This is a genomic window from Prevotella sp. PTAC, from assembly GCF_013166535.1.
Taxonomy (GTDB): Bacteria; Bacteroidota; Bacteroidia; order Bacteroidales; family Bacteroidaceae; genus Prevotella.
Genome location: NZ_JABKKK010000014.1, coordinates 56,369 through 80,770, shown reverse-complemented (window position 1 = coordinate 80,770; position 24,402 = coordinate 56,369). Strand labels below are relative to the sequence as shown.

22 protein-coding genes and 1 pseudogene are annotated in these 24,402 nt (G+C 52.5%); 13 read left to right on the top strand and 10 right to left on the bottom strand.

Features of this window, described 5'->3' with window-relative positions; all coding sequences use genetic code 11:
- The 3 genes and pseudogenes from HPS53_RS11320 to HPS53_RS11310 all read left to right on the top strand — a co-directional run.
- Positions 1-279, top strand: a pseudogene (locus HPS53_RS11320) (hypothetical protein); the annotation flags it as partial.
- Positions 280-488: 209 nt separating this feature from the next.
- Positions 489-1,049, top strand: a complete 561-nt coding sequence (locus HPS53_RS11315; protein WP_104369487.1) for a phosphatase PAP2 family protein — start codon at positions 489-491, stop codon at positions 1,047-1,049.
- A 177-nt stretch (positions 1,050-1,226) separates the two neighbouring features.
- Positions 1,227-2,258 (top strand): low specificity L-threonine aldolase, encoded by a 1,032-nt coding sequence (locus HPS53_RS11310; RefSeq protein WP_172206306.1) that lies wholly within the window; start codon positions 1,227-1,229, stop codon positions 2,256-2,258.
- 118 nt (positions 2,259-2,376) lie between these two features.
- Here the strand turns inward: HPS53_RS11310 and HPS53_RS11305 are convergent, their stop codons facing one another.
- From HPS53_RS11305 to rpmH, 6 genes are all read right to left on the bottom strand, one after another.
- Positions 2,377-3,045 carry a NigD-like C-terminal domain-containing protein gene (locus HPS53_RS11305; RefSeq protein WP_104368237.1) on the bottom strand — a complete coding sequence of 223 codons (669 nt, stop codon included), beginning with the start codon at positions 3,043-3,045 and terminating at the stop codon, positions 2,377-2,379.
- Entirely contained in the window at positions 3,042-4,193 is a 1,152-nt protein-coding gene (locus HPS53_RS11300; protein WP_172206304.1) for a 1-acyl-sn-glycerol-3-phosphate acyltransferase, read from the bottom strand. The genes HPS53_RS11305 and HPS53_RS11300 overlap by 4 nt, the downstream gene beginning before the upstream one ends.
- Positions 4,194-4,228: 35 nt before the next feature.
- A complete protein-coding gene (locus HPS53_RS11295) occupies positions 4,229-5,245 on the bottom strand; it encodes a D-alanine--D-alanine ligase (protein ID WP_172206302.1) in 1,017 nt (338 codons plus the stop codon).
- Positions 5,246-5,309: 64 nt separating this feature from the next.
- On the bottom strand, positions 5,310-6,365 hold the full coding sequence (locus HPS53_RS11290; protein ID WP_172206301.1) for an RluA family pseudouridine synthase: 1,056 nt from the start codon (positions 6,363-6,365) through the stop codon (positions 5,310-5,312).
- 13 nt (positions 6,366-6,378) lie between these two features.
- Complete coding sequence (locus HPS53_RS11285; protein ID WP_172206300.1) at positions 6,379-7,050, bottom strand: PASTA domain-containing protein; 672 nt, start codon at positions 7,048-7,050, stop codon at positions 6,379-6,381.
- Positions 7,051-7,702: 652 nt separating this feature from the next.
- Entirely contained in the window at positions 7,703-7,858 is a 156-nt protein-coding gene (gene rpmH / locus HPS53_RS11280) for a 50S ribosomal protein L34 (RefSeq protein ID WP_172206299.1), read from the bottom strand.
- 176 nt (positions 7,859-8,034) lie between these two features.
- Between rpmH and efp the strand changes: the two genes are divergently transcribed.
- From efp to HPS53_RS11255, 5 genes are all read left to right on the top strand, one after another.
- Positions 8,035-8,601: an elongation factor P gene (efp, locus tag HPS53_RS11275; RefSeq protein WP_172206298.1), complete on the top strand. Its 567-nt coding sequence runs from the start codon at positions 8,035-8,037 to the stop codon at positions 8,599-8,601.
- Between the two features lie 170 nt (positions 8,602-8,771).
- The gene (locus HPS53_RS11270; RefSeq protein WP_172206297.1) at positions 8,772-9,809 is read left to right on the top strand and encodes a glycosyltransferase family 2 protein; all 1,038 of its coding nucleotides are present in this window, start codon (positions 8,772-8,774) and stop codon (positions 9,807-9,809) included.
- Between the two features lie 62 nt (positions 9,810-9,871).
- Complete coding sequence (gene radC / locus HPS53_RS11265; RefSeq protein WP_104368430.1) at positions 9,872-10,654, top strand: DNA repair protein RadC; 783 nt, start codon at positions 9,872-9,874, stop codon at positions 10,652-10,654.
- A 240-nt stretch (positions 10,655-10,894) separates the two neighbouring features.
- Positions 10,895-12,745, top strand: a complete 1,851-nt coding sequence (locus HPS53_RS11260; protein WP_172206296.1) for a 2-oxoacid:acceptor oxidoreductase subunit alpha — start codon at positions 10,895-10,897, stop codon at positions 12,743-12,745.
- 109 nt (positions 12,746-12,854) lie between these two features.
- On the top strand, positions 12,855-13,856 hold the full coding sequence (locus HPS53_RS11255; RefSeq protein ID WP_104369440.1) for a 2-oxoacid:ferredoxin oxidoreductase subunit beta: 1,002 nt from the start codon (positions 12,855-12,857) through the stop codon (positions 13,854-13,856).
- Between the two features lie 424 nt (positions 13,857-14,280).
- Here HPS53_RS11255 and HPS53_RS11250 read toward each other — a convergent pair whose 3' ends face one another.
- Together HPS53_RS11250 and murF are read right to left on the bottom strand one after the other, a co-directional pair.
- On the bottom strand, positions 14,281-14,913 hold the full coding sequence (locus tag HPS53_RS11250; protein ID WP_172206295.1) for an O-methyltransferase: 633 nt from the start codon (positions 14,911-14,913) through the stop codon (positions 14,281-14,283).
- Positions 14,914-15,072: 159 nt separating this feature from the next.
- Positions 15,073-16,431 (bottom strand): UDP-N-acetylmuramoyl-tripeptide--D-alanyl-D-alanine ligase, encoded by a 1,359-nt coding sequence (gene murF / locus HPS53_RS11245; RefSeq protein ID WP_172206294.1) that lies wholly within the window; start codon positions 16,429-16,431, stop codon positions 15,073-15,075.
- 139 nt (positions 16,432-16,570) lie between these two features.
- Between murF and HPS53_RS11240 the strand changes: the two genes are divergently transcribed.
- Entirely contained in the window at positions 16,571-17,104 is a 534-nt protein-coding gene (locus HPS53_RS11240) for a TlpA disulfide reductase family protein (protein WP_172206293.1), read from the top strand.
- 102 nt (positions 17,105-17,206) lie between these two features.
- On the opposite strand, the gene upp is transcribed toward HPS53_RS11240, so the two are convergent.
- Entirely contained in the window at positions 17,207-17,866 is a 660-nt protein-coding gene (gene upp / locus HPS53_RS11235) for a uracil phosphoribosyltransferase (protein WP_172206291.1), read from the bottom strand.
- Between the two features lie 388 nt (positions 17,867-18,254).
- On the opposite strand from upp, the gene HPS53_RS11230 reads away from it, so the two are divergent.
- Positions 18,255-19,517 carry a DUF3575 domain-containing protein gene (locus tag HPS53_RS11230; protein WP_172206289.1) on the top strand — a complete coding sequence of 421 codons (1,263 nt, stop codon included), beginning with the start codon at positions 18,255-18,257 and terminating at the stop codon, positions 19,515-19,517.
- Positions 19,514-20,497 carry a DUF5119 domain-containing protein gene (locus tag HPS53_RS11225; protein WP_172206287.1) on the top strand — a complete coding sequence of 328 codons (984 nt, stop codon included), beginning with the start codon at positions 19,514-19,516 and terminating at the stop codon, positions 20,495-20,497. Before HPS53_RS11230 ends, HPS53_RS11225 begins: the two co-directional genes overlap by 4 nt.
- A 110-nt stretch (positions 20,498-20,607) precedes the next feature.
- On the opposite strand, the gene HPS53_RS11220 is transcribed toward HPS53_RS11225, so the two are convergent.
- On the bottom strand, positions 20,608-21,651 hold the full coding sequence (locus HPS53_RS11220) for a fimbrillin family protein (protein WP_172206285.1): 1,044 nt from the start codon (positions 21,649-21,651) through the stop codon (positions 20,608-20,610).
- Between the two features lie 87 nt (positions 21,652-21,738).
- Between HPS53_RS11220 and HPS53_RS11215 the strand changes: the two genes are divergently transcribed.
- A complete protein-coding gene (locus HPS53_RS11215) occupies positions 21,739-21,939 on the top strand; it encodes a hypothetical protein (RefSeq protein WP_172206283.1) in 201 nt (66 codons plus the stop codon).
- An 813-nt stretch (positions 21,940-22,752) separates the two neighbouring features.
- A complete protein-coding gene (gene pckA, locus HPS53_RS11210) occupies positions 22,753-24,366 on the top strand; it encodes a phosphoenolpyruvate carboxykinase (ATP) (protein WP_172206282.1) in 1,614 nt (537 codons plus the stop codon).
- Positions 24,367-24,402 lie beyond the last annotated feature (36 nt).

Below are 24,402 nucleotides of genomic sequence, written 5' to 3'. Positions count from 1 at the left end.
GACAAGACAGGCGAGTACTTCGTACGCGTATGGCAGAAGAGCGGCAGCACCAAGGCCCAGGTTTACGACATCTACGTGCTCAACAACGGCGAGAACTCCAAGAAGTATGACGCAAGCACGGTAGGCATCGACAATGTCGGCGGCTCTGACGAGCTTGTGCGTGACGAGATATTCAGCGTTAACGGTGTCCGTCTGAACACTATTGGCAAGGGAATCAACATCATCCGCAAGCACTATGCCGACGGAACGGTGAAGACTGTCAAGGTGATGGTGAAGTAATCAATGAGGGGAAGGGCATTCCCTGTAACACACAATACAATGAAACGCGCATCGGAGAGACCGGTGCGCGTTTTTGTTTTATAATTCACAACTTTTAAATTGCCGGCATACAAGCCGTTGTTTTTATTTCGTATATTTGCACCCTGTAAATCCATTTCTATGCCATATAGGTATTCTCGAATATAAATCTTATTGTAATCAACTGTCGTATGAAACGAATTGTACTGTTATGTGTAATGGTGTGCATGGGCATGTTGGCAGCGTCGGCGCAGGTTGCCGATAAGAGAGGGGTTGCCAATGTCACCAGATTTGTGCCGTATGCCGCGGTTATCGGGATGAAGGCTTTCGGTGTCGAGAGCCGTGACGACTGGAAAGTGTTGCTTGCCAAGACCGCCGCTTCCGCAATAATAACAGGCGGAGTGACGTACACCATGAAAGAGACCATACACGAATGGCGTCCCGATATGACCGACAGGAAGTCTTTCCCGTCCGGGCACACGGCCTTTGCGTTTGCCGGTGCTACCACGTTGCACCATGAGTTCGGCCATATCTCGCCGTGGGTTAGCATAGGAGGGTATGCCGTGGCTACCGTCACGGCTGTCGACAGGGTATGCCGCGACCGGCATCATTGGTATGACACGGTGGCCGGGGCTGCCGTGGGCTTTCTCTCGGCGGAAGCCGGCTTTTGGATTACCGATAAGCTGTTTCCCCGCAGCGCGGTGAATGTATCCGTCAATCCGTCGGGATTATATCTATGCTATGGTTTCTGACCTTCGTGCCGTTGTCAATCTGTTTGGATGGCGTCATTCGTTTTTTTTGAGATATGCTATATCCGGTCGTGATTGCCTGCGGCGGCGTATGCTTGCGCCATGTGCCGTATTCGGAGACCGTCTTCGTTCCGTATTTCAAAATTCTTTTGTACCTTTGCGGGCAAAACAGGAAAAGACATGATCATATTTGATAATGATTACAGTAACGGGGCGCATCCGAAGATACTGGAACGGCTCAACGATACGAACGGCATGCTGTCTTTGCCATACGGCGATGATGAGTTTTGCGAGCAGGCAAAGCGTAAGATCATGGAGGCATGCGACGATTACGACGCAAACATATTCTTTCTCACCGGTGGCACCCAGACCAACGCCACGGTCATAGATTCCCTTTTGTACCAGTATGAGGGCGTGATAGCGGTGGATACCGGCCATATCAATGTACACGAGGCGGGAGCCATAGAGTTTACCGAGCACAAAATCATCACAATCCCGAACAAGGGTGGCAAGATGGAGGCAGCCGCCCTCAATAAATATCTCAACGATTTCATGCACGACGGCAACAAGGCGCACGGAGTGTATCCTGGACTGGTGTACATCACTTTTCCCACGGAGTTCGGTACTCTTTACTCGGCCGATGAGCTTGATGAGATATACGGTATCTGCCGGCGCTTCGACATTCCGCTGTACGTTGACGGTGCCAGGCTTGGCTACGGACTCGCCGCAGACGGCAACGACATCACCCTGCCGTATCTTGCCCACCACTGCGATGTGTTCTATATCGGGGGAACCAAGATCGGCGCGCTGTGCGGAGAGGCTGTCGTTTTCACCCACAACAACGCCAACCGCCATTTTTTCAGCATTCAGAAACAGCATGGAGCGGTGATGGCAAAGGGGCGTCTGCTCGGCATACAGTTCGACACCCTCTTCACCGACGGTCTTTATATGCGGCTCTCCCGCCACGCCATCGACATGGCAATGCGCATGAAACGCATCTTTGCAGACAAGGGTTATAAGTTCTATATCGACTCGCCCACCAATCAGCAGTTTGTCATCATTGACAATGACGAGGTAGAGCGGTTGTCGCGCGACATTATATTCACCCACTGGGGACAGGCCGATGAGAACAGTATGATATGCCGTTTCGTCACGAGCTGGTCTACGACAGATGAAGAGCTTGATGCTTTGGAGCGTGTGCTCGGGCAGTGATAAAAAGAGAAAGACAGGCTGTGTAGTGCGGCCTGTCTTTCTCTTTTTATCCGGTTGTGTTCTTGTTATCCGATATAGGGGATGCTGTTTGCCGGCGGTGTTGGCGTGTAGCCGTGCCTTATTTCATTCTGTCGGGTATTTTTATTTTGTGTTCCGACATTCCCTCATAAGTGTTTATTGATATTGTCACAGAGTCGGTGTCGATACCGTCGCACGGTATGCTTACGTGGTATCTTGACGAGTAGTACTCCGGTACGCCGCCTTGGTCGTGATAAAGCCGCAGGCGTGCCGTGCGGGTCAGGTCGTCGTTTACGGTAGTCGTTTCGCGCATCATGCCTAAGGTATGGCGCTCCGAACCGCTGTCTGTAGTTCCGTTCTTGAGGTACAACCCTATGTTTATGTATTTCCCGCTCTTGCTCAGCCAGATGCTTTCAAACCTTACCGGATCCGTATGCCTGTCCTCAAACTCATGTTCCGGTCTCGGTGTGAGCACCGGCACCGGCGAGATGCTTATCGGTTCCACGCTGCCGCCACCCTTGTCGTTGTAGTACATCAGCGCGCGGTACACAGTGTCGGGGCGGTTAGTCCATTTGGGAGCCGCTTCAGGATATAGGGACAGCCTTATGCCGTCGTCCGTCTCCACGCCCTTTATGACGCATTTGCCGTCCGTATGCGCTTCCACGAAGTCCGCCCGTGTATATGAGTACTTCCCCGTGCCTGTATCGTAGCTGTCCGTCTCGCAGGCCGTTGCGGCAATCAGGGCCATCGACAAGAGTATGTTCCTCATCTCACTGCCGCTTCGTGGTTTATGGCCGGGTTGGCATACATTGTCAGCAGCCGTTCGTGCAGGAACGGCTCGTCTTTCACAGGCAGGTCTATCAGGGCCATGCGTCCGGCGATATACTTCTCGAAAGACTTCTTGTCTTCCTCCGTGTAGCGGTCGGCGAACGTCCTGTCTCCGCGCGACAGGTCAGCGGCTATGTAGTTGCCGGGATAAAGCCTGTATCCGGCGTGTATCTCCCTGTCCATGTGCTCGGCCACAGAGGCAAACAGTTCGCCTTTCGGCATGTCCGGATCGAGCGTGTCGAGCCATTCGTCAATGCACGGTGCGCAGTGGTAGTGTATGCGGCCTTTGCGCCCGGTGATGCCCGTTTGCATGCTCAGCACATCGTCGGCCTTGGTCTTTTTCCATCCCTCGACATCACGTTTGAGCTGAAACTCCCGTGCTTTCAGATAGTCGCATGGGTCATATTCGTATGATATGGCCAGCGGCACGATGTGCAGTTGTCTCAACCTTTCGATCACGCTGCCTTCCCCGCCCATTGCCATCATTTTGAGGATAGACTGTTGCGTGCGGTCGTCGCTGTCCTTGGCGCGTCCCTCACGCTGTGCTATCCAGATGTTGTCGTTCTTGCGCGATATTACGAAGTGCATGTACTCCGACAGCTGCCTGCTGTTTACGAGCATCTCCTTGATGCCCGCCCCGCGCTTTACGATGAACGACTTGTTCACCCTGACGAGGTCTTTTATCCACGGGGCGGCGAGCAGGTTGTCGCCGATGGCGATCTCACATGTGGTCGTGAAGCCCGAGTCGATAAGCATCTTGTCGAGCAGTGCCGAGTCGAGCACGATGTCGCGGTGGTTGCTCACGAACGTATACCGTTTTCCGGTGTCTATCCGGCTGGCGTCCATGTCGCAGCCGTCGCTTGCCGCCTTGAGCAGGTTGTCAAGAAACCCGTAGCAGAACGCTTTTTGGAAATCAAGGTTCGTATGGCACATTCTCATCTTTGCCGCCACGGCGTCCGCGGGTATTTCCGGCAGCACATAGCTCATTACACGGCGGAAAGTGTCGTCGGCGAGCAGTCTTTCGAACGCCTCCGGCAGCTCTTCCGGCTCGAAAGGGCGTATGGGGTCAAACTCTGATGGTATTTTCATAGGTTGTGGGTATTACTTTTGGTTTGTCGGCACCTTTATTCAAACTGGTTCTCTATTATCTCCGTAAGCACGTCTTTCATCTCCATGCCCGCCGCCTTGACCTGCTGCGGTATAAAGCTCGTGGCCGTCATGCCGGGCGTGGTGTTGGCTTCGAGCATGTATATCTTGTCTGTCTCCCTGCCGTCGCTGCCCGTGCCGCGGGCGATGATATAGTCAATGCGTATTATACCGTTGCAGTGCAATATGTCGTATATGTGGCTCGTGATCTCGCTCACGCGCCTTGCCGTCTCTTCGCTGAGCCTTGCCGGGGTGATTTCCTTTACCTGCCCGTTGTATTTGGCGTCATAGTCGAAAAACTCATTGTCGGTCACCACCTCCGTGGCCGGCAGCACCACCGATCTTTTTTTCGTCTTGTAGCATCCCACGGATATTTCAGTGCCTTTGATATACGACTCCACCATCACCTCGGGGCTTTCGAGCATGGCCTTGCGTATGGCCGGCGCGAGCTGGTCTTTGTTGTTCACTTTCGACACGCCGAAGCTGCTGCCGTCGGCCGCCGGCTTTACGAAACACGGCATGCCTATGCGCTCTTCCACCTCGTCGTCGCTCACAAGCTCCTCGTATCCCTTGCGTATCAGCAGGCTGTCGGCCACAAGCACTCCGTAGCCGCGCATGTACTGGTTGAACACGAACTTGTCGAACGTCATGGCCTCCACCAGTACTCCGCTCGTGGAGTATGGCAACCCGATGAGGTCGAAGTAGCCCTGCAAGAGCCCGTTCTCGCCTGGCGTGCCATGGATAGTGATATAGGCGTAGTCGAACTGCACCACCTTCCCGTTCTCCATGAACGAGAAGTCGTTCAGGTCTATCCGTGCCGTTGTGCCGTCAGGCAGTTCGGCGTGGCAGTCGTGGCCTTTCATGTCCACGAGATATATGTTGTAGCGCTCTTTGTCGAAAAAGGAGTAGAGTCCCTGTGCCGAGCGGGCCGACACGTCGTGTTCAGATGAGTTGCCACCGTATACTATGGCTATGTTTCTCTTTAAGTGTTCCATTATATTGTGATTTAAATTTATCTTTGTTTAGCGGCCCGGCTCCGGGCATGCTTTCCCCGGCCGTTTACGCTTCGTGGCATCCCATGTACTTGCGCCATTTGTCTATGAGTGATGCCAGGTCGGCCGGCAGCTCGGAGTTGAAGTCCATCTGCCTGCCGGTTTTGGGATGTACGAATCCGAGTGTGCGTGCGTGCAGCGCTTGCCTGGGACACAGCTTGAAGCCGTTGATTACAAACTGCCGGTAGCTGCCCGTGCGCTCACCGCGCAGAATCTCGCTGCCGCCATATCGCTCGTCGCCGAACAGCGGATGGCCTATGTGCTTCATGTGGGCGCGTATCTGGTGTGTGCGTCCTGTTTCGAGTATGCATTCTATGAGTGTGACATAGCCCAGCCTCTCTATTACCCGGTAGTGGGTCACAGCGCTTTTTCCAGTCTCCGAGCCGGGAGGGAACACCGCCATGCGGAGCCTGTCTTTCGGGTCCCGGCCTATGTTGCCTTCTATCCGCCCGCGGTCTTCCTGTATGTTACCCCATACGAGTGCCGTGTAGCTGCGGTGTGTGCTCTTGTTGAAGAACTGCGCGCCCAGTTCCGTCTTTGCCTCGGGTGTCTTTGCGATGACGAGCAGTCCGCTCGTGTCTTTGTCTATGCGGTGCACCAGTCCCACCTGCGGGTCGTTGGGGTCGTATGTGCTCAGTCCGCGCAGATGCCATGCCACGGCGTTCACCAGTGTGCCGTTGAAATTTCCGCATCCGGGATGCACCACCAGCCCGGCAGGTTTGTTGATTACCATCAGCTCGTCGTCTTCGTATACAATGTCGAGCGGGATATCTTCCGGCTCGATGGTCGTGTCGTAGTGTGGCCGGTCGAGCATCAGTGTCACCACGTCTCCCGGTCTCACCTTGTAGTTGCTTTTCACCGGCCTGTCGTTCACGTGCACAAATCCCGAGTCGGCAGCCTTCTGTATCCTGTTGCGGCTGGAATGCTGCAATTTCTCGAACATGAACTTGTCTATCCGCACAGGCACCTGGCCGCGGTCTGCCGTGAACCGGAAGTGCTCGTACAGTTGCCGGCCTTCCTCATCGTCGATCAGCTCTATGTCTTCTGTTGTCTCTTCTGTCATCTGTATGTTCTTTTTATGGCTCTTGCTCGTTGCCGGCGGGCGGCGCCGTCACTTCCTGGAAGTCGTCGATCTCGCTGTCGGCAACGAACAGTTCGTCGTCGGTGTAGTCCGTGTCCGTATCTTCGTCTTCGAGCGTGCCGCTGCCCACAAGCAGCCGCAAGGGTGTCTCTACGGACACTATGTCGCCGGTGTTTATCCGCCGGCCCCGGCAGGTTATCCCGTATACCCAGTCTTTCTCTCCCGTGACGTATTCGGGCTCGAGAATCTTGAAGCCCATGCTCATCAGCTTGGCTTCGGCCTCTCGGGCGCTGCTGTTGTCTATCAGGTCGGGGATGGGGAAGGCCGGCGACAGTGCCGAGTTGACTGTGACGTATATCACGTGGCCTGTTTTCACGTTGAGTCCGGCTCTCGGTGTCTGTGCCAGCACGCAGTCGGCCGGCAGGCGCTTGTTGTATCCCGAGTCGTTGACCACTATCCGCAAGCCTTGCCGCTCTATCAGGTCGCGGGCCTTGCCGTAGTCCATTTTATGAAGGTCGGGCACCTCTATGTTCTCGCCGTGATGCGTATATACGTCAAGTCCGTATTTCACGCCGAGGCACACCAGCAACACGACAAGTGCCATCGCAAGGAGATGCCCCAACAGATAAACGCTGACAAACTTACCGAAAAAATCCTTTGACTTCATAATCTGTCGTTTATTTCGGCAAAGATACGAAGATTTTGCGGAAGAACGGCAAGATTTCTTAATGTAAAAATACAAAAGGATAAACAAGGTGGGAAAATGCGTCTGCGTGTGGTGAATAATATTTACAAAACGCCTCTCGTAATTCGTTTGTTTCAAAATAGAAATCCCACGGCCGCAAATATGCGAATTATGGGCTGTTTTATGTAACTGCCTGTGGGCCAGTCTGGTATATCTTTTGTGTCAGCCTCGACTATCAAGTCAACCCCACCTGCCCGGAATATTCTTTCCGTTTAGCGTCCCGTTGGCTTGCATTTAGACGCTGAATGGAATCCAACTGGTATCTAAACGCGACGCGGTTAGCGGTTAATCACACTCCGACGGGCATCCCGTTGCGGAAAATCGGCGGAACCATCATTTTGAAATAGTGAGCATATCGCGCTGCATATCGCAATCGGTATCGGAATTATTTTCTATTTCAACGAAAAACAAAGTGTTGAATCCGTGACTTTATCATTACAGACACCCGTTGTTGTCGGGCGCATGGCTTCACCCTGTGGGTTTGGTATGCGCATGTACGGAAAACAGCATGAGGCAGAAACCGAAGTTCCTGCCTCATGCTGCAAACTTGAATTGATCTGCGGTCTACGGTCGCTTATTTGCCGTGGTGCTCGTCAGATACTGTCAACTTCTTGCGGCCTTTCGCACGGCGTGAAGCCAATACGCGACGTCCGTTCTTGGTAGACATTCTCTCACGGAAGCCGTGCTTGTTCACTCTTCTCCTGTTGTGCGGCTGAAATGTTCTTTTCATCGTTTTTATTTTTTATGTTATTATTTCTACGCTTTTGGGCTGCAAAATTACTTATTAATTTCGAAATAACAAAGAAATAAGTGATTTTTAGCGTGTTATTTTACGTTTTTTCCATTTTTTCAGTACCTTTGCATGCGTAAAATCGAATAAAATCAATAAATTCAAGTTATAGCATCATGATTAAGTCACAAGACATCAAGAAGGGTACTTGCATCCGTATGGACGGCAAGCTGTATTTCTGCATCGACTTCCTGCACGTGAAGCCGGGCAAGGGTAACACCATCATGCGCACGACACTGAAAGACGTTGTCAGCGGACGTGTGTTGGAGAAGCGTTTCAATATCGGTGAGGCTCTCGAAGACGTGCGTGTGGAGCGCCGCCCGTTCCAGTATCTCTACATGGAGGGTGCCGACTATATTTTCATGAACCAGGAGACATTCGACCAGGTTCCTATCGCCAAAGACCTCATCACCGGTGTCGACTTCATGAAAGAGAGCGACGTTGTGGAAGTTGTGAGCGACGCCGACACGGAGACAATTCTCTATGCCGAGATGCCGGTGAAGACCAACCTGCGCATCACACACAGTGAGCCGGGTGTGAAAGGCGACACCGCCACAAACGCCACCAAGCCCGCGACACTCGAGACAGGCGTTGAGATACGCGTTCCGCTGTTTATCAACGAAGGCGACCTCATCCAGGTGGACACCCGCGATGGAAGCTACCTGCAACGCGTGAAAGAATAAGAAACCGCGGGTTTGCAATTCCGAATAACGGTTTTTTTGAGTTGTCGGGCCGTGCCCGGTGCTGAGTCCAATGTTTTTTGAATTATCGTAATTCACGGCTCCGCATCGGTCGCCGCCCGACAATTTGCAGATATAACCACTTGACCGATAAATCAAAACTTGTCACAGAAATGAAGTATTCCGTTATCGTTCCCGTGTTCAACCGTCCCGATGAGGTGGACGAACTGCTGGAAAGTCTCACAGGGCAGACATTCAATGACTTTGAGGTTATAATCGTCGAGGACGGTTCCGAACGCGACTGCCGTGCGGTGGCGGAAAGATACGGTGCCGCATTGGACGTGAAATACTATGTGAAAAAGAACTCGGGACCGGGGCAGAGCCGCAACTACGGAGCCGAACGGGCATCGGGCGAGTATCTCATCGTGCTCGACTCGGACGTGGTGCTGCCGCCGGGGTACATGCAGGCCGTGGACGACGAGCTGGCCGCTGAGCCGGCAGACGCTTTCGGGGGGCCGGACAGCGCGCACCCCTCGTTCACCGACACCCAGAAGGCTATATCCTACTCGATGACGAGTTTTTTCACCACGGGCGGCATACGTGGCGGAAAGAAGAAGCTCGACAAGTTTTATCCGCGCTCGTTCAACATGGGGATACGCCGTGACGTGTACATGAGGCTCGGCGGGTTCTCGCGCATGCGTTTCGGAGAGGACATAGATTTCAGCATACGCATATTCAAGGCCGGGTGCCGCTGCCGCCTTTTTCCCGGAGCGTGGGTGTGGCACAAGCGCCGCACGGACATGCGGAAATTCTTCCGCCAGGTATACAACAGCGGCATAGCCCGTATCAACCTGTACAAGAAATATCCCGGATCGCTCAAACCCGTCCACCTGCTGCCGATGGTGTTCACCGTCGGGGTGATTGCCCTCGTGCTCACGTCGGCCGTGGGACGCGCTCTCATGGAGTTTGATGACATACACAGGTGGTATGGCCTCTGCGCCCTGCCGTGGCTGCCGATAGCGGCATACGGCCTGCTCATCGCCGCCGACTCGGCAATACGCAACCGCAGCGTCAAGATAGGGTTGCTATCCGTGGCGGCAGCTTTCACACAGCTCATGGGCTACGGTTTCGGATTCATCGAGGCCTGGTGGAGGCGGTGTGTGTTGGGAAGAGACGAGTTTCAGGCGTTTGAGAAGAATTTCTACGATTAGGGAGTTCCGGATCTCGGGTGATGAGTGGAGGTATGGATACCATGGAGAAACAATATAACGGGATGATAAATGAAAAAGTATTTGCCGGTGACGATTATAATTCCACAAGGCGAGAAGAAAAGCATGATGGTGGTTATACCTCCGCGTCCATACCTCCGAACTGTAAACTGTCCATAAATCGCTGGGCGATTGAAGACCGGCCGAGAGAGAAGCTCGAGCGTCTCGGAGCGGCGGCGCTGTCAAGCGCCGAGTTGCTGGCCATACTGATAGGGTCGGGCTCGGCACGGGAGAGTGCCGTGGAGCTGATGAGGCGCGTGCTGGCCGACTGCAATAACAACCTGAACACGCTTGGCAAGAAGAGCGTGAAAGAACTTACCGGATATAACGGAGTGGGGCCGGCAAAGGCCGTGACGATACTCGCGGCTTGCGAACTGGGCAAGCGCCGACAACTGGAAAAGGCTGAGGAGCGGCCCGATCTGCGCTCGGCAACGGCTATATACAACCACATGCACCCGCTGATGCAAGACCTCGATACCGAGGAGGCGTGGATATTGCTGATGAACCGTAGCTTTCACCTGATACGGAAAATGAGGATAAGCCACGGCGGACTGAGCGAGACGGCCGTTGACCTGAGAGTAATCATCAGGGAGGCGCTGATGTGTAACGCCACGGTTTTGGCCCTGTGCCACAACCATCCGAGCGGCAACGCCAGGCCAAGCCGGCAGGACGACATGCTGACGGAAAGCCTCAAACAGGCCTGCGACATGATGAGGATACACATGGCAGACCATCTTATAGTCACCGACGGGAGGTATTACAGTTATCTCGAAGAAGGAAGATTGTGATAGCCATACCTTCGTTTTCCTTTCAATATGACACCGTTTTGACAGATGGCGCATGAATTTGTTTGACTTGCGGTATATTAATATTATATATAGTAAGGTGCAAAAAAGGTTGTAAACGCCTTGCCATATCAATAATCTTTGCTATATTTGCATCCTGTAAGAACGGAACCCGGCAGCAGGCCGTGTCCCGTGGCTGTTTATTGTGATACGGATTAACAACAAAAGCAAATATAAAAAAACATGGCAGAAAAATTGGAAGTGAAAGAGCTTGACCACGTTGTGGTACGCTTCTCGGGAGACTCCGGCGACGGAATGCAGCTCGCGGGAAACATATTCTCCACCGTGTCGGCAACCGTCGGCAACGGAATCTCCACCTTTCCGGACTATCCGGCGGACATACGTGCCCCGCAAGGCTCGCTCACGGGAGTGTCGGGATTTCAGGTTCACATCGGAGCGGGACAGGTTTACACTCCCGGCGATATGTGCGATGTGCTCGTGGCTATGAACGCCGCTGCCCTGAAAACACAATACAAGTTTGCCAAGCCGCAGGCAACGGTAATCATCGACACGGACAGTTTCGGCGCTAAAGACCTTGAAAAGGCACAATTTGCCACGGAAGATTATCTCGGCGAGATGGGTATCGACCCCGACCGTGTGGTGGCCTGCCCGATAACCACGATGGTGAAAGAATGTCTTTCGGGCAGCGGCATGGACAACAAGAGCATCCTCAAATGCCGGAATATGTTCGCGCTCGGTCTCGTCTGCTGGCTGTTCAACCGCGAGCTTGACCTCGTTTCGGGATTTCTGAGAGACAAGTTTGCCAAGAAACCGCAGATAGCGGAAAACAATATAAAGGTGGTCCGTGCGGGATACGACTACGGACACAACGTGCATGCAAGCGTGCCCGCCACATACCGCATCGAATCGAAGGAGAAGGTGAAGGGCCGTTACATGGATATCACGGGCAACAAAGCCACTGCCTACGGTCTGATAGCTGCGGCGGAGAAAGCCGGAATGAAACTGTTTCTCGGTTCATACCCCATTACTCCGGCCACGGACATACTGCATGAGTTGTCCAAGCACAAGTCGTGCGGGGTGATAACGGTGCAGTGCGAGGACGAGATATCGGGCTGCGCAACTGCCATCGGGGCTTCGTTCGCCGGTGCGCTCGCCGCCACCTCCACATCGGGACCGGGTATATGCCTTAAATCCGAGGCGATAAACCTCGCCGTGATAGACGAGCTTCCGCTCGTGGTTATTGATGTACAGCGAGGCGGCCCGTCGACAGGCCTGCCCACAAAGAGCGAGCAGACCGACCTGTTGCAGGCCCTGTACGGGCGTAACGGGGAAAGTCCTATGCCGGTGATAGCCGCCACCAGTCCGGTGGATTGCTTCTACTCGGTATACACCGCGGCCAAGATAGCGCTCGAACACCTCACTCCCGTGATACTGCTCACGGACGCGTTCGTAGCCAACGGCTCGGCGGCATGGAAACTGCCTACGATGGATGAGTTGCCTGATATAACCCCCCATCGCGTCACTCCAGGGCAGAAAGGCAGCTATACGCCATACGAGCGCGACCCGGAGACACTCGTGAGATACTGGGCCGTGCCCGGACAGGAAGGCTATACGCATATCATCGGCGGACTGGAAAAAGACGGACGCACGGGTGCCATCAGTACCGATCCGGAAAATCACGATGCCATGTGCAGGCTGAGAGCCGAGAAAGTGGCCCGTATTCCGGTGCCCGATCTTCAAGTGTATGGAGACAAGGATGACGCCGAGCTGCTTATTGTGGGCTTCGGCAGCACGTTCGGGCATCTATACTCGGCAATGGAAGAGTTGCGTGCGAAAGGCCGTAAGGCCGCCATTGCGCAGTTTAAATACATCAATCCGCTGCCCGCCAACACGTCGGAAGTGCTCAAACGCTATCCGAAAGTGGTGGTGGCAGAGCAGAACATGGGGCAGCTTGCGGCATACTTACGCTCCAAGGTAGACGGATTTGTGCCCGAACAGTTCAACCAGGTCAAGGGACAGCCGTTTGTGGTGAGCGAGCTTGTGGAGGCGTTTGGCCGTATGTTCACAGACTGACAGCCCTGTATGGGAGTGCCGGTGGTTTTCATGAAGGGCCATTGCTGGCATTCTGCCAAGAGTTAATGTATATATGATTAAAATATGATAATCAATTAATTGAGAAACGATGTTTACACCAAACGATTATAAAAAAGGTCAGCCGAGATGGTGTCCGGGTTGCGGTGACCATTTCTTCCTTGCCTCGTTGTACAAGGCAATGGCCGAAGTGGGAGTGGCACCGCATAATATGGCGGTGATTTCGGGTATCGGATGTTCCAGCCGTCTGCCATATTATGTGAATACTTACGCCATGCAGACGGTGCACGGACGTGCCGCCACGATAGCCACGGGAGTCAAAGTTGCCAATCCCGACCTTACGGTATGGCAGATAAGCGGCGACGGCGACGGACTGGCGATAGGCGGTAATCACTTCATACATGCCATGCGACGCAACATCGACCTTAATATGATATTGCTGAACAACCGTATCTACGGACTGACTAAAGGCCAGTATTCGCCTACCAGCCCGCGCGGTTTCGTGTCAAAATCAAGTCCTTATGGCACGGTTGAGGATCCGTTCTGCCCTGCCGAGCTGTGCTTCGGCGCGCGCGGGCATTTCTTTGCGCGTGCCGTTGCCACCGACGCTCCCGAGACTGTGGAGATACTAAAAGCGGCATACCGCCACAAAGGCGCTTCGGTATGCGAGATATTGCAGAACTGCGTGATATTCAACAACGGTTGTCATGACACCGTTTACAACAAGGAGGGTCGAAAGAAGAATGCCATTTATGTGCGTCACGGCCAGCCGTTGGTATTCGGGGAGAGCAACGAATACGGCCTTGTGCAGCAAGGTTTCGGCCTTAAAGTGGTGGAGATAGGAAAAGACGGGTATACGATGGACGACATTCTGGTGCACGACGCACACTGCGAAGACAATACCCTGCAACTCAAACTGGCCATGATGGACAACGAAAACGGCTATCCCGTGGCTCTCGGTGTCATCCGAGACGTGGCCGCTCCAACATACGATGAGGCGGTCACGGCTCAGATAGAGGAGGTGAAGAGCCTGAAGAAATATCATAACTTCATGGAACTTCTCGACACTAACGACACTTGGGAGGTTGTGTGAGCAAGTAGAAGAAGTTGGGAATATTATCGAGGAGTTGAGGAGTAAGGAGAGAAGTAGTAAGTAGAATAGCCTTAAAGTTAAGGAGTTATCACAGGCATCGCCTGCCGGAAGCTACTCCAATTGCGTCGGGCCGTGATTTGTTGTGTTTCAAATCACGGCCCGATGCAATTGGGGTTACTCATAAACAATTCCTTTCTTGGCTTATAAACAATTCTATGTTGACTTCTGGATAATCCTATTTTAGCTTATAAACAATCTTATTTTAGCTTATAAATACTTATTGTTTGCTCATAAACCATTCTATCTCAGTCTATAAACAATTCTGTTTTGGCTCATAAGAATTCATAAACTTATTCCCTTCTTAACTTATAAACAATTCTACTTACGACTTCTCTCCTTACTCCTAAACTCCTCAATACCCTTCTTACTTCTTCCTGATGATTGTCAGTCCGTCGCGCAAAGGCAGGATGACACGTTCCACCCGGCTGTCTTTCGCCACGAGATCATTGAAATCCTCTATGCCTTGCGTCTGCTTGTCGCCGTCGTAAGCGCGGTCAATGATATGCCCGTCCCACAGCGTGTTGTCGGCAAGCATGAAACCGCCTGGACGTAACAGTGCCAGCACCGTCTCGTAAGTCTGTCGGTACGTGCGCTTGTCACCGTCTATGAAGGCCATGTCGAACGTTATTCCGAGCTTCGGAGCCTCGGTATTGGCATCGCCGATGATAAACTCTATACGGTCGGCCACGGGAGAGTTTTCTATCCACGGACGTGTGAACTCCTCCTGCTCGTCGTTTATTTCGTATGTATATACTTTGCCGCCCGGTTCGAGCCCTTCCGCCATACATATAGCGCTGTACCCGCTGAACGTGCCCACCTCGAGGATGTTGGCCGGCCTTATCATCCTCACGAGCATCCTGAGTAACCGCCCTTGCAGATGTCCGCTTGCCATGCGGCCGCGCAGCAGGTGTATGTTGGTCGCCCGATAGAGGCTGTATAGGTAGTCACCCTCCTTGTCGATGTGGTCGAGTATGTATCTTTCCAGTTCTTCCGTCATGGAGCTATGATTTTTCCGCTTATTGTTTCCGTAATCGTTTTTTTATGTTCCCGTCGGTTGTGTGTCGTTTACCGCCACCCTTTCGATTGGCTTTCACCCTGTCTCCGGCTTGTTTCTCACCGTGAACCGTCGGGTATAAAGAGTGTGGCAATCTTATAGTCACAGTATTTCGGGAAGCATATAAAGCCCCGTGCTGTGGCTGCCCTTTATCAGGATTGTGCGGTTTTCGGGACCGTTTGCGGTTATTTCGGCCTTCACCTCGTCCACGTTTTGGAACTTACGGTAGCGGCATCCGGTCTTGGCGAACTCGCTTCCCACGAGCCAGACATCGTTCAGGCCGCAATCTTCGAGCTGCCTCACTATTTTGGCGTGTTCGGCGGCACTTGCCTCTCCCAGCTCGCCCATGTCACCGAGGATTGCCATTTTGCCTTCGGCCTCCATATTGCTGAAGTTGTCTATTGCCGCCGCCATGCTCGTGGGGTTGGCGTTGTATGCGTCAACGATGAGTCTGTTGCTCTTTGTCACCGTGAGTTGCGAGCGGTTGTTGCTCGGAGTATATGCCGACAGAGCCTTGCTTATGTCTGCCGACGGCACGTCGAAATGCCGTCCCACGGCGATTGCCGCCAGCATGTTGTCGAGGTTGTATGAGCCTATCAGGTTCGTGTGCACCTCGTGGATGCCGTCCACGGGCTGTCCGTCGTCGTCCCGCTCGTACCAGCGGAACTTCAAGAACGGGTCGCAACATACCGTCTCGCCAACTATCCTGACGCCTTCTGCCGCCGGCGCGAGCGCTCCGCCACCCGTTCTGTTGCTGCCGCAGTCGCCACGGCCGTATTTCATTATGTGCGTCAGTCCGCCTGTGATGCTCGTCAGATGCTCGTCGCCGGCATTCACGAACGTCACGCTGTCGCTCCGTGTGCGCAGAAAGTCATACAGCTCCCCCTTTGTGCGGAGCACTCCCTCAAACGAGCCGAAGCCCTGGAGATGCGCCCGTCCTACGTTGGTTATCAGTCCGCAGTCTGGCTCCACGATGTCCACGAGCGTCTTGATGTCTCCCGGATGGCTCGCGCCCATCTCCACCACGGCGATGTCATGGCCGGCGTTGATGCGCAGCAGCGTCTTCGGCACGCCTATGTCGTTGTTGAAGTTGCCTTGCGTGCATAGCACGTTGTATTTCCGTGCCAGCACGGCGGCGGTCAGTTCCTTGGTGGTCGTCTTTCCGTTGGTGCCGGTTATTCCCACTATCGGCGTGCCCAGCCGGCGGCGATGATACCGCGCGAGCTGTTGGAGTGTTTTCAGGCAGTCGTCCACGAGTATGGTGTGTTCGCCTCCGGCATGCTCGGCCTCGTCCACCACAGCCCATGCACAGCCTTTCTCCAAGGCCGCCGCCGCAAACTTGTTGCCGTTGAACGACGCTCCTTTCAAGGCCACGAAGACAGAGCCTTCGGGGCAGTCGCGGCTGTCGGTCGTCACTACCGGATGCTCCGCGAATATGCTGTATAGTTCTGATATATCCATGTTTTATCGTATTAAGGACATGCAAAAGTACATTATTTATTTTAAACAGTGAGTCATTGACAGTCCCAATGTTGTCTCTTTCCGTGTTTTTTAGTACTTTTGCAGAAACAGATATATACACGACCAAACACTTACGGAAATGATAAAGACAAGAGGAATAATCACTTTGGCGGCACTGATGCTGTGTTGCACGGTACCGACGAAGGCACAGGAGAAAGTGCAGGATGACGGCAAGTATACCGTCGGCCTGCTGAAAGTGGGTGATGAGGCTCCCGATTTCGTCATCGAGAACGGCGACACGCTTGCCGGAATGCATTTGAAAGACTTCCGGGGACGATACGTGGTGCTCGACTTCTGGGCCTCGTGGTGCGGCGATTGCCGCCGTGAGATACCGGCCGTGAAAGCGCTTCACAAGAGGTTCGATTCCGATGGGGTGGTGTTCATCGGCGTGTCGGTGGACCAAAAGAAAGAAGCATGGATGAAATGCGTGCGCGACAACGGCATGGAATGGGTGCATCACAGTGAGTTGAAGCCTTGGAAAGCGACCGGGATATCGGCTGACTACAATATAAAATGGATACCTACGATGTATGTCGTAGACCCGAAAGGCCGCATCGCTCTCGCTACAATAAAGACGGAAGAAGTGGAAAAATATCTCTCTTCGGTATTCTGAAAGGCCGAAGAGAGATATTTTTAGCCGTCAGGAAGTTATACATGACACGATAACTTCGTCGCTGCTGCCGGCCGGCTCCGTCGTGTAGGGCGGCCGGGCGGGTCACTCTTTTCCGCCGAAACACAGGTCGCCGGCATCTCCAAGGCCCGGCACGATATATTTATGCTCGTTGAGGCACTCGTCTATGGCGGCGCACCAAACCGTCGTCCTGTCTTCCGGAAATGTTTTTCTTACGTGGTCGATGCCTTCCGGAGTGGCTATCACGCAGGCTATGTCTATCCGCCGCGGCATTCCCTTGGTGATGAAAGCCCGGTAGCCCAGTTCCAGGCTCCCTCCCGTGGCCAGCATAGGGTCGGCGATGACGAGCGTCTTGCCGTCGAGTCTCGGCGTGGCGAGATACTCTACGTGTATGCCCACCTCGGTGTGCGCCTCGTCCTTGTAGTCGCGGTATGCGCTTACGAAAGCGTTGTCGGCGTGATCGAAGACGTTGAGAAACCCGGTGTGCAGTGGCAGTCCGGCTCTAAATACCGTACCTATCACCATCTCGTCTTTCGGCAGTCTTACGGTCGACGTGCCGAGTGGTGTGGTCACCTTGCGCTCTTCATAGTCGAGCGTCTTGCTCATCTCGTAGGCCATCATTTCGCCTATCCGTGTGATGTTGTTGCGGAAGAGCAGCCTGTTCCGCTGATAGTCGGTGTCACGAATTTCCGCCATATAGCGGTTTATGACAGAGTCTGTCTTGCTGAAATCTATTATTTCCATTGTGTCAAATTGTTGTTCCGTGTTTTAGACGATGCCCGTCAACGGCAGCAGTGGATTGTACCACACTGCCTAAATGCGGACCGTGTTGTGCGAATAGAGTGCGTGCCGGTGTAATGAGACGTGTTTCAAATCACCGGCGCGCGGACCATTTAACCGCAAAGGATAGCACAAGCCTCAGCAACGAAAGCTTGTTTCCTGTTGCTGAGGCGAAGCCTATCTTCTGCAAAGGTAATAATTTTATCCGTCGCAAACGGCTTTTTTCACTTAACTTTGACGTGTAAATATAACCGCATGTCAATCCGATGTTAACATTAAGACTGATATAACAACTTCATTCCTTGCGTAATTGCTGCCATTTCAGTAATTTTGCGGTTTATATTCCAAAACGATGAAAAGGTTGTTTGTTTTCTTGTTATTGAACGCCTGCATGGTGGACATGTCAATGTCGCAGATAATTGCAGATTCCGTGCGGATACTTTTTCAGCCGGGAAGCAGCCGGATACAACCGGGCTCAAACGGCAATGCGTTGTCTGTTTTTGCCCGAGAAGTGCGCAGATGCGGAGTCAGCGGAAATCTTGAGCGGTTGGTTGTACGGGCATATACCTCGCCCGACGGGGTGAGTACAGCCAATCTACGGCTCAGTGCCGACCGTTGCCAGGCTGTCGCCGACTACATTATGTCCAATGCCGGAATTGATGCGGACCGGATTGACAGTTATCCGTGCGGGATTGCCTGGGATAAGCTTAGGCGTATGATCGCCTCCGACCATCATGTGCCGGGACGCCGGGAAGCGCTTGACATCATAGATCGCACCCCGGTATGGGTACATGATGCCCGGGGCAATGTTTCCGGAAGCCGCAAGAAAAGCCTTATGGACTTTCTGGGAGGACAGACTTACCGGTGGTTAAGAGAGCACTTTTTCGAAGAGTTGCATTATGCGGTCGTTGAACTTCATTTGAAGAAGCAGGAAAAGGGAAACGGTAATTATATCCCGGAAGATGATGAACTATTTGCGATCATTGACTCTACCTTTTGTCGGACGGAAAAGCCTGCCCTGCAAGTGGAAGGGATAAATAGCCGGATGATGTTTCCCCATATCCAGGACGGAGAGCGTACGGCACACCGGATGGCACTGAAGACCAACCTGCTTTATGCTGTGGCGTTGTTGCCGTCCGTCGAGTTGGAGTGGCGGCTTGACAACCGTTGGTCAATGGGACTGGAGGGTAGCGTTGCCTGGTGGAAAAAGCGGGAAGAACACAAATGTTACCAACTGGCCGTGGTAGGCATTACCGTGCGCCGCTGGTTTCGGGAAGGAAGCCTGCGGAAAGGATTGTATGCGGGGGCTTTTGGTGGAGTAGGACTGTATGACCTTGAGAATGGCAGGAAAGGATACAGGGGCGAAGGTGTGCTTGCAGGTGTAAGCCTTGGTTATCTGTGGCCCGTGGGCAGGCGCTTTGCCATTGAGGCTGAGGGCGGCGGAGGCTGGATGATGACGCGTTATAAGGAATATATCCCTTATGAAGGGCATCATTTGTATGTGCGTACACAAAATATGAATTTTTATGGACCGCTGAGATTAAAACTGTCGCTCGTTTGGCTGCTGGGAACGGCTGCGCATTGCAATAAAAAAGGGAAAGGAGAAAGAAAATGAAACACTATTCCACATGTCTTCTGCCATTCCGGCGGCTATTCCCGGCCTTTGTCCTGCCGGTCTTGCTTTCAGCGTTTGTTTCGTGCAGGGAGGAGCTTTGTTACAACCACTTCGGCGAGGCGGAAGTATGCTTCCAATGGCCCGGGACATCTCCTTCGGAACCGTTTTTCCCCGAAGGTGTGACCATGTTGGTCTATGGTGACGATTCGGACCGGCCCACCGAAAACTTTATCTCGCCCACAGGAGGTAATGTGGGTTTCGGAAGCGGGAAAGCCCGGTCCATACTGGTGTACAACAATGATACCGAGAATATTCGTTTTTTTGGTTTTTCACTTCCCACTACCGCATACGCCACTTCCACTCCCGCCGGCCGCTCCGTTCCTGCCGGTGTCCGCAGGTTGCATCCCGACGAGCCAGCTCTCAATCCCCCTGACATTCTCTATGCCGCCTATATAGAGTCATTGCCCGACCTTGGCTCCCACGAAAAGCTCGACCTCTCCTTCGACATGAGAAAACTGGTGAATGACTATGAAATCACTTATGAATTCGAGTACGGTGGCAACCGGGTTGTCCTTGCGCGCGGCGCATTGGCGGGGATGGCGGAGACGGTCCTCCTGCATAATGGAGCCACGCCCCAGGGCGGTGCCACGCTGCTGTATGACTGTGATTTGGTCGGACATAATGTCCGTGCCTCGGTTCCCTCATTCGGCGTGCCGGGCTATCCGGGCAACGGTACGGCTGTGCGTACTTCCTCCCGTCACACACTGCAACTGGAGGTGAAACTTGTTAACGGCAAAGTCAAGGAATTCGTGTTTGATGTCACCGACCAACTTTCCGGCCAACCTCGTGGCGGCGTAATCCATGTTTCGGGATTGCGTATTGAAGACAACGAGAGTTCCAGTGACTCCGGCTTTGATGCGGATGTTGACGACTGGGGCAACAACGAGGAGATAGATTTGCCGGTAGGCGGGCAGCAATGACAGGGAATATGCCTGATAGGGGTATTGGAGGGGAAAGTATATAAAAGAAACGGGAACCTGACGATTTTGTCAGGTTCCCGTTTCTTTTAGGTAATGCCGCTTTTGTTTGGTTAGCTGCCTACGTTAAAGTCTGTTCCCGGTGATTCTGTCCAATCCACAATACCGTTGGTGGCATCAACAGAGAATTCGATTTTTTGAACTCCGGCGGCGCTGCCGTTTACCGTGATGTTATACGTATATGATGTTCCGACTGCCCATGTGGGTTTAAGGTTACCTTTTATGTAATCGGTCTTTATGACATCGGAGCCTTGTTTGACTGTAACCTTGAAACTCAACGTGACATTATTTGAGGAATAGGTAACAGGAAGTACATATCCGTGCTGGGTAGTGAGCGTTTTGGCTGCGACCGCTTCAGTTCCTTCCCCGGCAGGTATTTCGGCTTGAATCACGTTGTCCGTCCCTTCGATATTCAGAGGAACCATGGTCCACTCGCTACTTGCAAGATTGTATTCTATTGTACGTGATTGGTTGCTCCATGCTCCTGATTTGGATGAGAAATCAGCCTTGTCATACACATTGTGTAATTCTACTTCTGAGATTTCAATGGTGAAGTCCGGGTCAAATCCGCTTTTGAACGAAGCCTTCACGCGCGAAAGCAGATGTTTGAAACTGAAAGAAACAGGCGTATTACCTGTCTCCTTGCCGGTAATGGCTCCGGATTCCGCATAAATCAGGTCGTGCTGGTGGTCTTTGTTGCATACGAAATCGGTAATCTTGAAAGTACCCGCATCCGACCCTGTCGTAGCGAATTCGGGAGTTCCCTTGGTCAAGGCTATATTCTCACAGCTGTATGCGTAAAATTTGTAGGTTGCATCCTTTATCCAATATTTGGAAGCTCCGTCATACGCCCAATTATCAGCGTCTTTCGAAACTTCCACTCCGCTGAATACTGTATGGTAGTCGGAAACGTCCTTTGGGGTATAACCGCCATAAACCATGAATTTGTTGAAGTTGTCATTAGTTAACGCACGGGTGACATTCGTGTTGAAACAAATTGCCGTACCAGATTCGAGGCTTTCCTCAATAAGGTCGGTGCTTGTACATGCGACCATTGACAAAGTAGCCGCAACACAAGATAAATACTTTTTAATCATAAATTAGTTTGAGCTTTGTTTAAATAAAAATAATATTCAATTTGGGGCTGCAAAATTACAAAATAATGCGTATACAGCCAAAAAAATATGAAAGAAGTATACAGACGCAGGTGGATAGTGTCACTAAATCAAAACTTAAATGAAACAGCCGTGTCCGTCGCACGGCAGGTCAAAGACGGAAAAAAGAGATGTGCGGTTTCATGGCGATGTTCGGAAAACAGGGCGGAGTATCGTGAAGTGTATCGTGACGGGGCTTGGATTTTCGCTTCGCAAACGGTATATTTGTGAATAAGAAAGCGGTGATTGATTATTGCGCTTGTGAATAATATTTACAAAATAAGAAGCAAAAACTATACGATGGCAACCGAAAGGCAAATATTTATGCAGATGGTATTGACTGTGATTTTTGACAACGGCACGTGGCGAAGTCTTCCGGCATCGTTGCGGTATACTGTAATGACGCGCGGATTGGCGGCCTGACACGCCGTCACGGCATATTTCGGCGGGGCGTCCGGTGCATGGCATCGGACGCCCCGCTGCGTTTGCGGGTGTCGGGATGGGCGGTAAATGCCTTTTTTTCATGCTGCATTCGGTATCCCGTTGCGTTCCATTTAGACGCTAAACGCAATGCAACGGGCATCTAAACGCGACGCGACGGGATACCGAATGCAAGATGACGGGCATCTTAATGCGAAATTGTGGCATACGACGGTCGGACGCCGCTGTTTTAGGTGATGCCATGCTGTGTTTTCTATCAAAAATCCAAGTGTTTTTATGCTTTTTTTATTCGGTTACGTCATAGGCATGTAGAAATGCCGGATTGTCATTCGCTTGATTTTTAATTTACAATCATGGTGTTTCCGGCCGTTTTCCGGCCGTGAGTCCTAATAGCGTATGCCCGGTCGCGGCAATCTGTCTTTTGCAAAGTCAGACTTACAAAACCGGCACGGCGTCAGCGTTTTTCGATACTTTAACCTAAAAAAAATAATGCGCCGGCATTTTGTGCGCGCAAACATTTTGGACTGATATTATTTTTTAGTAACTTTGCGGCGGTTTAATCAATTATTAAGGATAATCAATTAACACAATAAATTTATTAAAATGGCAAAGTTTGATAAGTCAGTTTTAGAGAAGTACGGTATCACAGGTACCACTGAGGTAGTGTACAACCCCTCGTATGAGACACTGTTCGAGGAAGAGACGAAAGAAGGCCTCACAGGCTTTGAGAAAGGTCAGGAGACAGAGCTGGGCGCTGTCAACGTGATGACCGGTATCTATACCGGCCGCTCACCGAAGGACAAGTTTATCGTGATGGACGAAAACTCAAAGGACACTGTATGGTGGACATCCGACGAATACAAGAACGACAACCATCCCGCTTCTCCCGAGGCATGGGCTGCCGTTAAGGAAATAGCAAAGAAAGAACTGTCAGGCAAGCGCCTGTTTGTTGTGGACGGTTTCTGCGGCGCGAACGTCGACACACGTATGGCCGTTCGTTTCATCGTAGAGGTGGCATGGCAGGCACACTTCGTGAAAAACATGTTCATCCGTCCGACAGACGAGGAGCTTGAGACATTCGAACCTGACTTTATCGTATACAACGCGTCTAAGGCCAAGGTTGAGAACTACAAGGAGCTGGGCCTCAACTCAGAGACAGCCGTTGTGTTCAACGTGACAAGCCGCGAGCAGGTAATCATCAACACATGGTATGGCGGTGAGATGAAGAAGGGTATGTTCTCGATGATGAACTACTATCTGCCTCTCAAGGGCATGGCTTCGATGCACTGCTCTGCCAATACTGACCTCAACGGCGAGAACACGGCAGTGTTCTTCGGTCTGTCGGGTACAGGCAAGACAACTCTGTCTACCGATCCGAAGCGTCTGCTCATCGGCGACGACGAGCACGGATGGGACGACAACGGTGTGTTCAACTTCGAGGGCGGATGCTACGCCAAGGTCATCAACCTCGACAAGGAGAGCGAGCCGGATATCTTCAACGCCATCAAGCGCAACGCGCTGTTGGAGAACGTGACTGTGGCTGAGGACGGCAAGATCGACTTCGCCGACAAGAGCACCACAGAGAACACACGTGTGTCTTATCCTATCGACCACATCAACAACATCGTTCGCCCGAAGAGCGCGGCTCCCGCGGCCAAGAACGTGATATTCCTCTCTGCCGACGCGTTCGGAGTGCTTCCTCCCGTGTCTATCCTGACTCCGGAGCAGACGAAGTACTACTTCCTCTCCGGCTTCACGGCAAAGCTCGCAGGTACCGAGCGCGGCATCACCGAGCCTACACCAACATTCTCTGCCTGCTTCGGCCAGGCATTCCTTGAGCTGCACCCCACAAAGTATGCGGAGGAGCTGGTGAAGAAGATGGAGAAGAGCGGCGCGAAGGCTTACTTGGTGAATACCGGTTGGAACGGAACGGGCAAGCGCATCTCAATCCGTGACACACGCGGTATCATCGATGGAATACTCGGTGGCGCTATCCTGAACGCTCCCACAAAGAATATCCCTGTGTTCAACTTCGCCGTTCCCACAGAGCTTGAAGGTGTTGACACAGGCATCCTCGACCCGCGCGACACTTACGCCGACGCTTCCGAGTGGCAGAAGAAAGCCGAAGACCTGGCCGCACGCTTCCAGAAGAACTTCGTGAAGTACACAGGCAACGAGGCCGGCAAGGCGCTCGTGGCGGCAGGTCCGCAGCTGTAAGAGGCAAAATTTGAATGTTTATATAAGTAAAATCTC

Bases quoted from the DNA above. Each gene is read 5' to 3' on its own strand.
- HPS53_RS11315 (WP_104369487.1), top strand. From the start codon at position 489: ATGAAACGAATTGTACTGTTATGTGTAATGGTGTGCATGGGCATGTTG.
- HPS53_RS11310 (WP_172206306.1), top strand. From the start codon at position 1,227: ATGATCATATTTGATAATGATTACAGTAACGGGGCGCATCCGAAGATA.
- HPS53_RS11305 (WP_104368237.1), bottom strand. From the start codon at position 3,045: ATGAGGAACATACTCTTGTCGATGGCCCTGATTGCCGCAACGGCCTGC.
- HPS53_RS11300 (WP_172206304.1), bottom strand. From the start codon at position 4,193: ATGAAAATACCATCAGAGTTTGACCCCATACGCCCTTTCGAGCCGGAA.
- HPS53_RS11295 (WP_172206302.1), bottom strand. From the start codon at position 5,245: ATGGAACACTTAAAGAGAAACATAGCCATAGTATACGGTGGCAACTCA.
- HPS53_RS11290 (WP_172206301.1), bottom strand. From the start codon at position 6,365: ATGACAGAAGAGACAACAGAAGACATAGAGCTGATCGACGATGAGGAA.
- HPS53_RS11285 (WP_172206300.1), bottom strand. From the start codon at position 7,050: ATGAAGTCAAAGGATTTTTTCGGTAAGTTTGTCAGCGTTTATCTGTTG.
- rpmH (WP_172206299.1), bottom strand. From the start codon at position 7,858: ATGAAAAGAACATTTCAGCCGCACAACAGGAGAAGAGTGAACAAGCAC.
- efp (WP_172206298.1), top strand. From the start codon at position 8,035: ATGATTAAGTCACAAGACATCAAGAAGGGTACTTGCATCCGTATGGAC.
- HPS53_RS11270 (WP_172206297.1), top strand. From the start codon at position 8,772: ATGAAGTATTCCGTTATCGTTCCCGTGTTCAACCGTCCCGATGAGGTG.
- radC (WP_104368430.1), top strand. From the start codon at position 9,872: ATGATAAATGAAAAAGTATTTGCCGGTGACGATTATAATTCCACAAGG.
- HPS53_RS11260 (WP_172206296.1), top strand. From the start codon at position 10,895: ATGGCAGAAAAATTGGAAGTGAAAGAGCTTGACCACGTTGTGGTACGC.
- HPS53_RS11255 (WP_104369440.1), top strand. From the start codon at position 12,855: ATGTTTACACCAAACGATTATAAAAAAGGTCAGCCGAGATGGTGTCCG.
- HPS53_RS11250 (WP_172206295.1), bottom strand. From the start codon at position 14,913: ATGACGGAAGAACTGGAAAGATACATACTCGACCACATCGACAAGGAG.
- murF (WP_172206294.1), bottom strand. From the start codon at position 16,431: ATGGATATATCAGAACTATACAGCATATTCGCGGAGCATCCGGTAGTG.
- HPS53_RS11240 (WP_172206293.1), top strand. From the start codon at position 16,571: ATGATAAAGACAAGAGGAATAATCACTTTGGCGGCACTGATGCTGTGT.
- upp (WP_172206291.1), bottom strand. From the start codon at position 17,866: ATGGAAATAATAGATTTCAGCAAGACAGACTCTGTCATAAACCGCTAT.
- HPS53_RS11230 (WP_172206289.1), top strand. From the start codon at position 18,255: ATGAAAAGGTTGTTTGTTTTCTTGTTATTGAACGCCTGCATGGTGGAC.
- HPS53_RS11225 (WP_172206287.1), top strand. From the start codon at position 19,514: ATGAAACACTATTCCACATGTCTTCTGCCATTCCGGCGGCTATTCCCG.
- HPS53_RS11220 (WP_172206285.1), bottom strand. From the start codon at position 21,651: ATGATTAAAAAGTATTTATCTTGTGTTGCGGCTACTTTGTCAATGGTC.
- HPS53_RS11215 (WP_172206283.1), top strand. From the start codon at position 21,739: ATGAAAGAAGTATACAGACGCAGGTGGATAGTGTCACTAAATCAAAAC.
- pckA (WP_172206282.1), top strand. From the start codon at position 22,753: ATGGCAAAGTTTGATAAGTCAGTTTTAGAGAAGTACGGTATCACAGGT.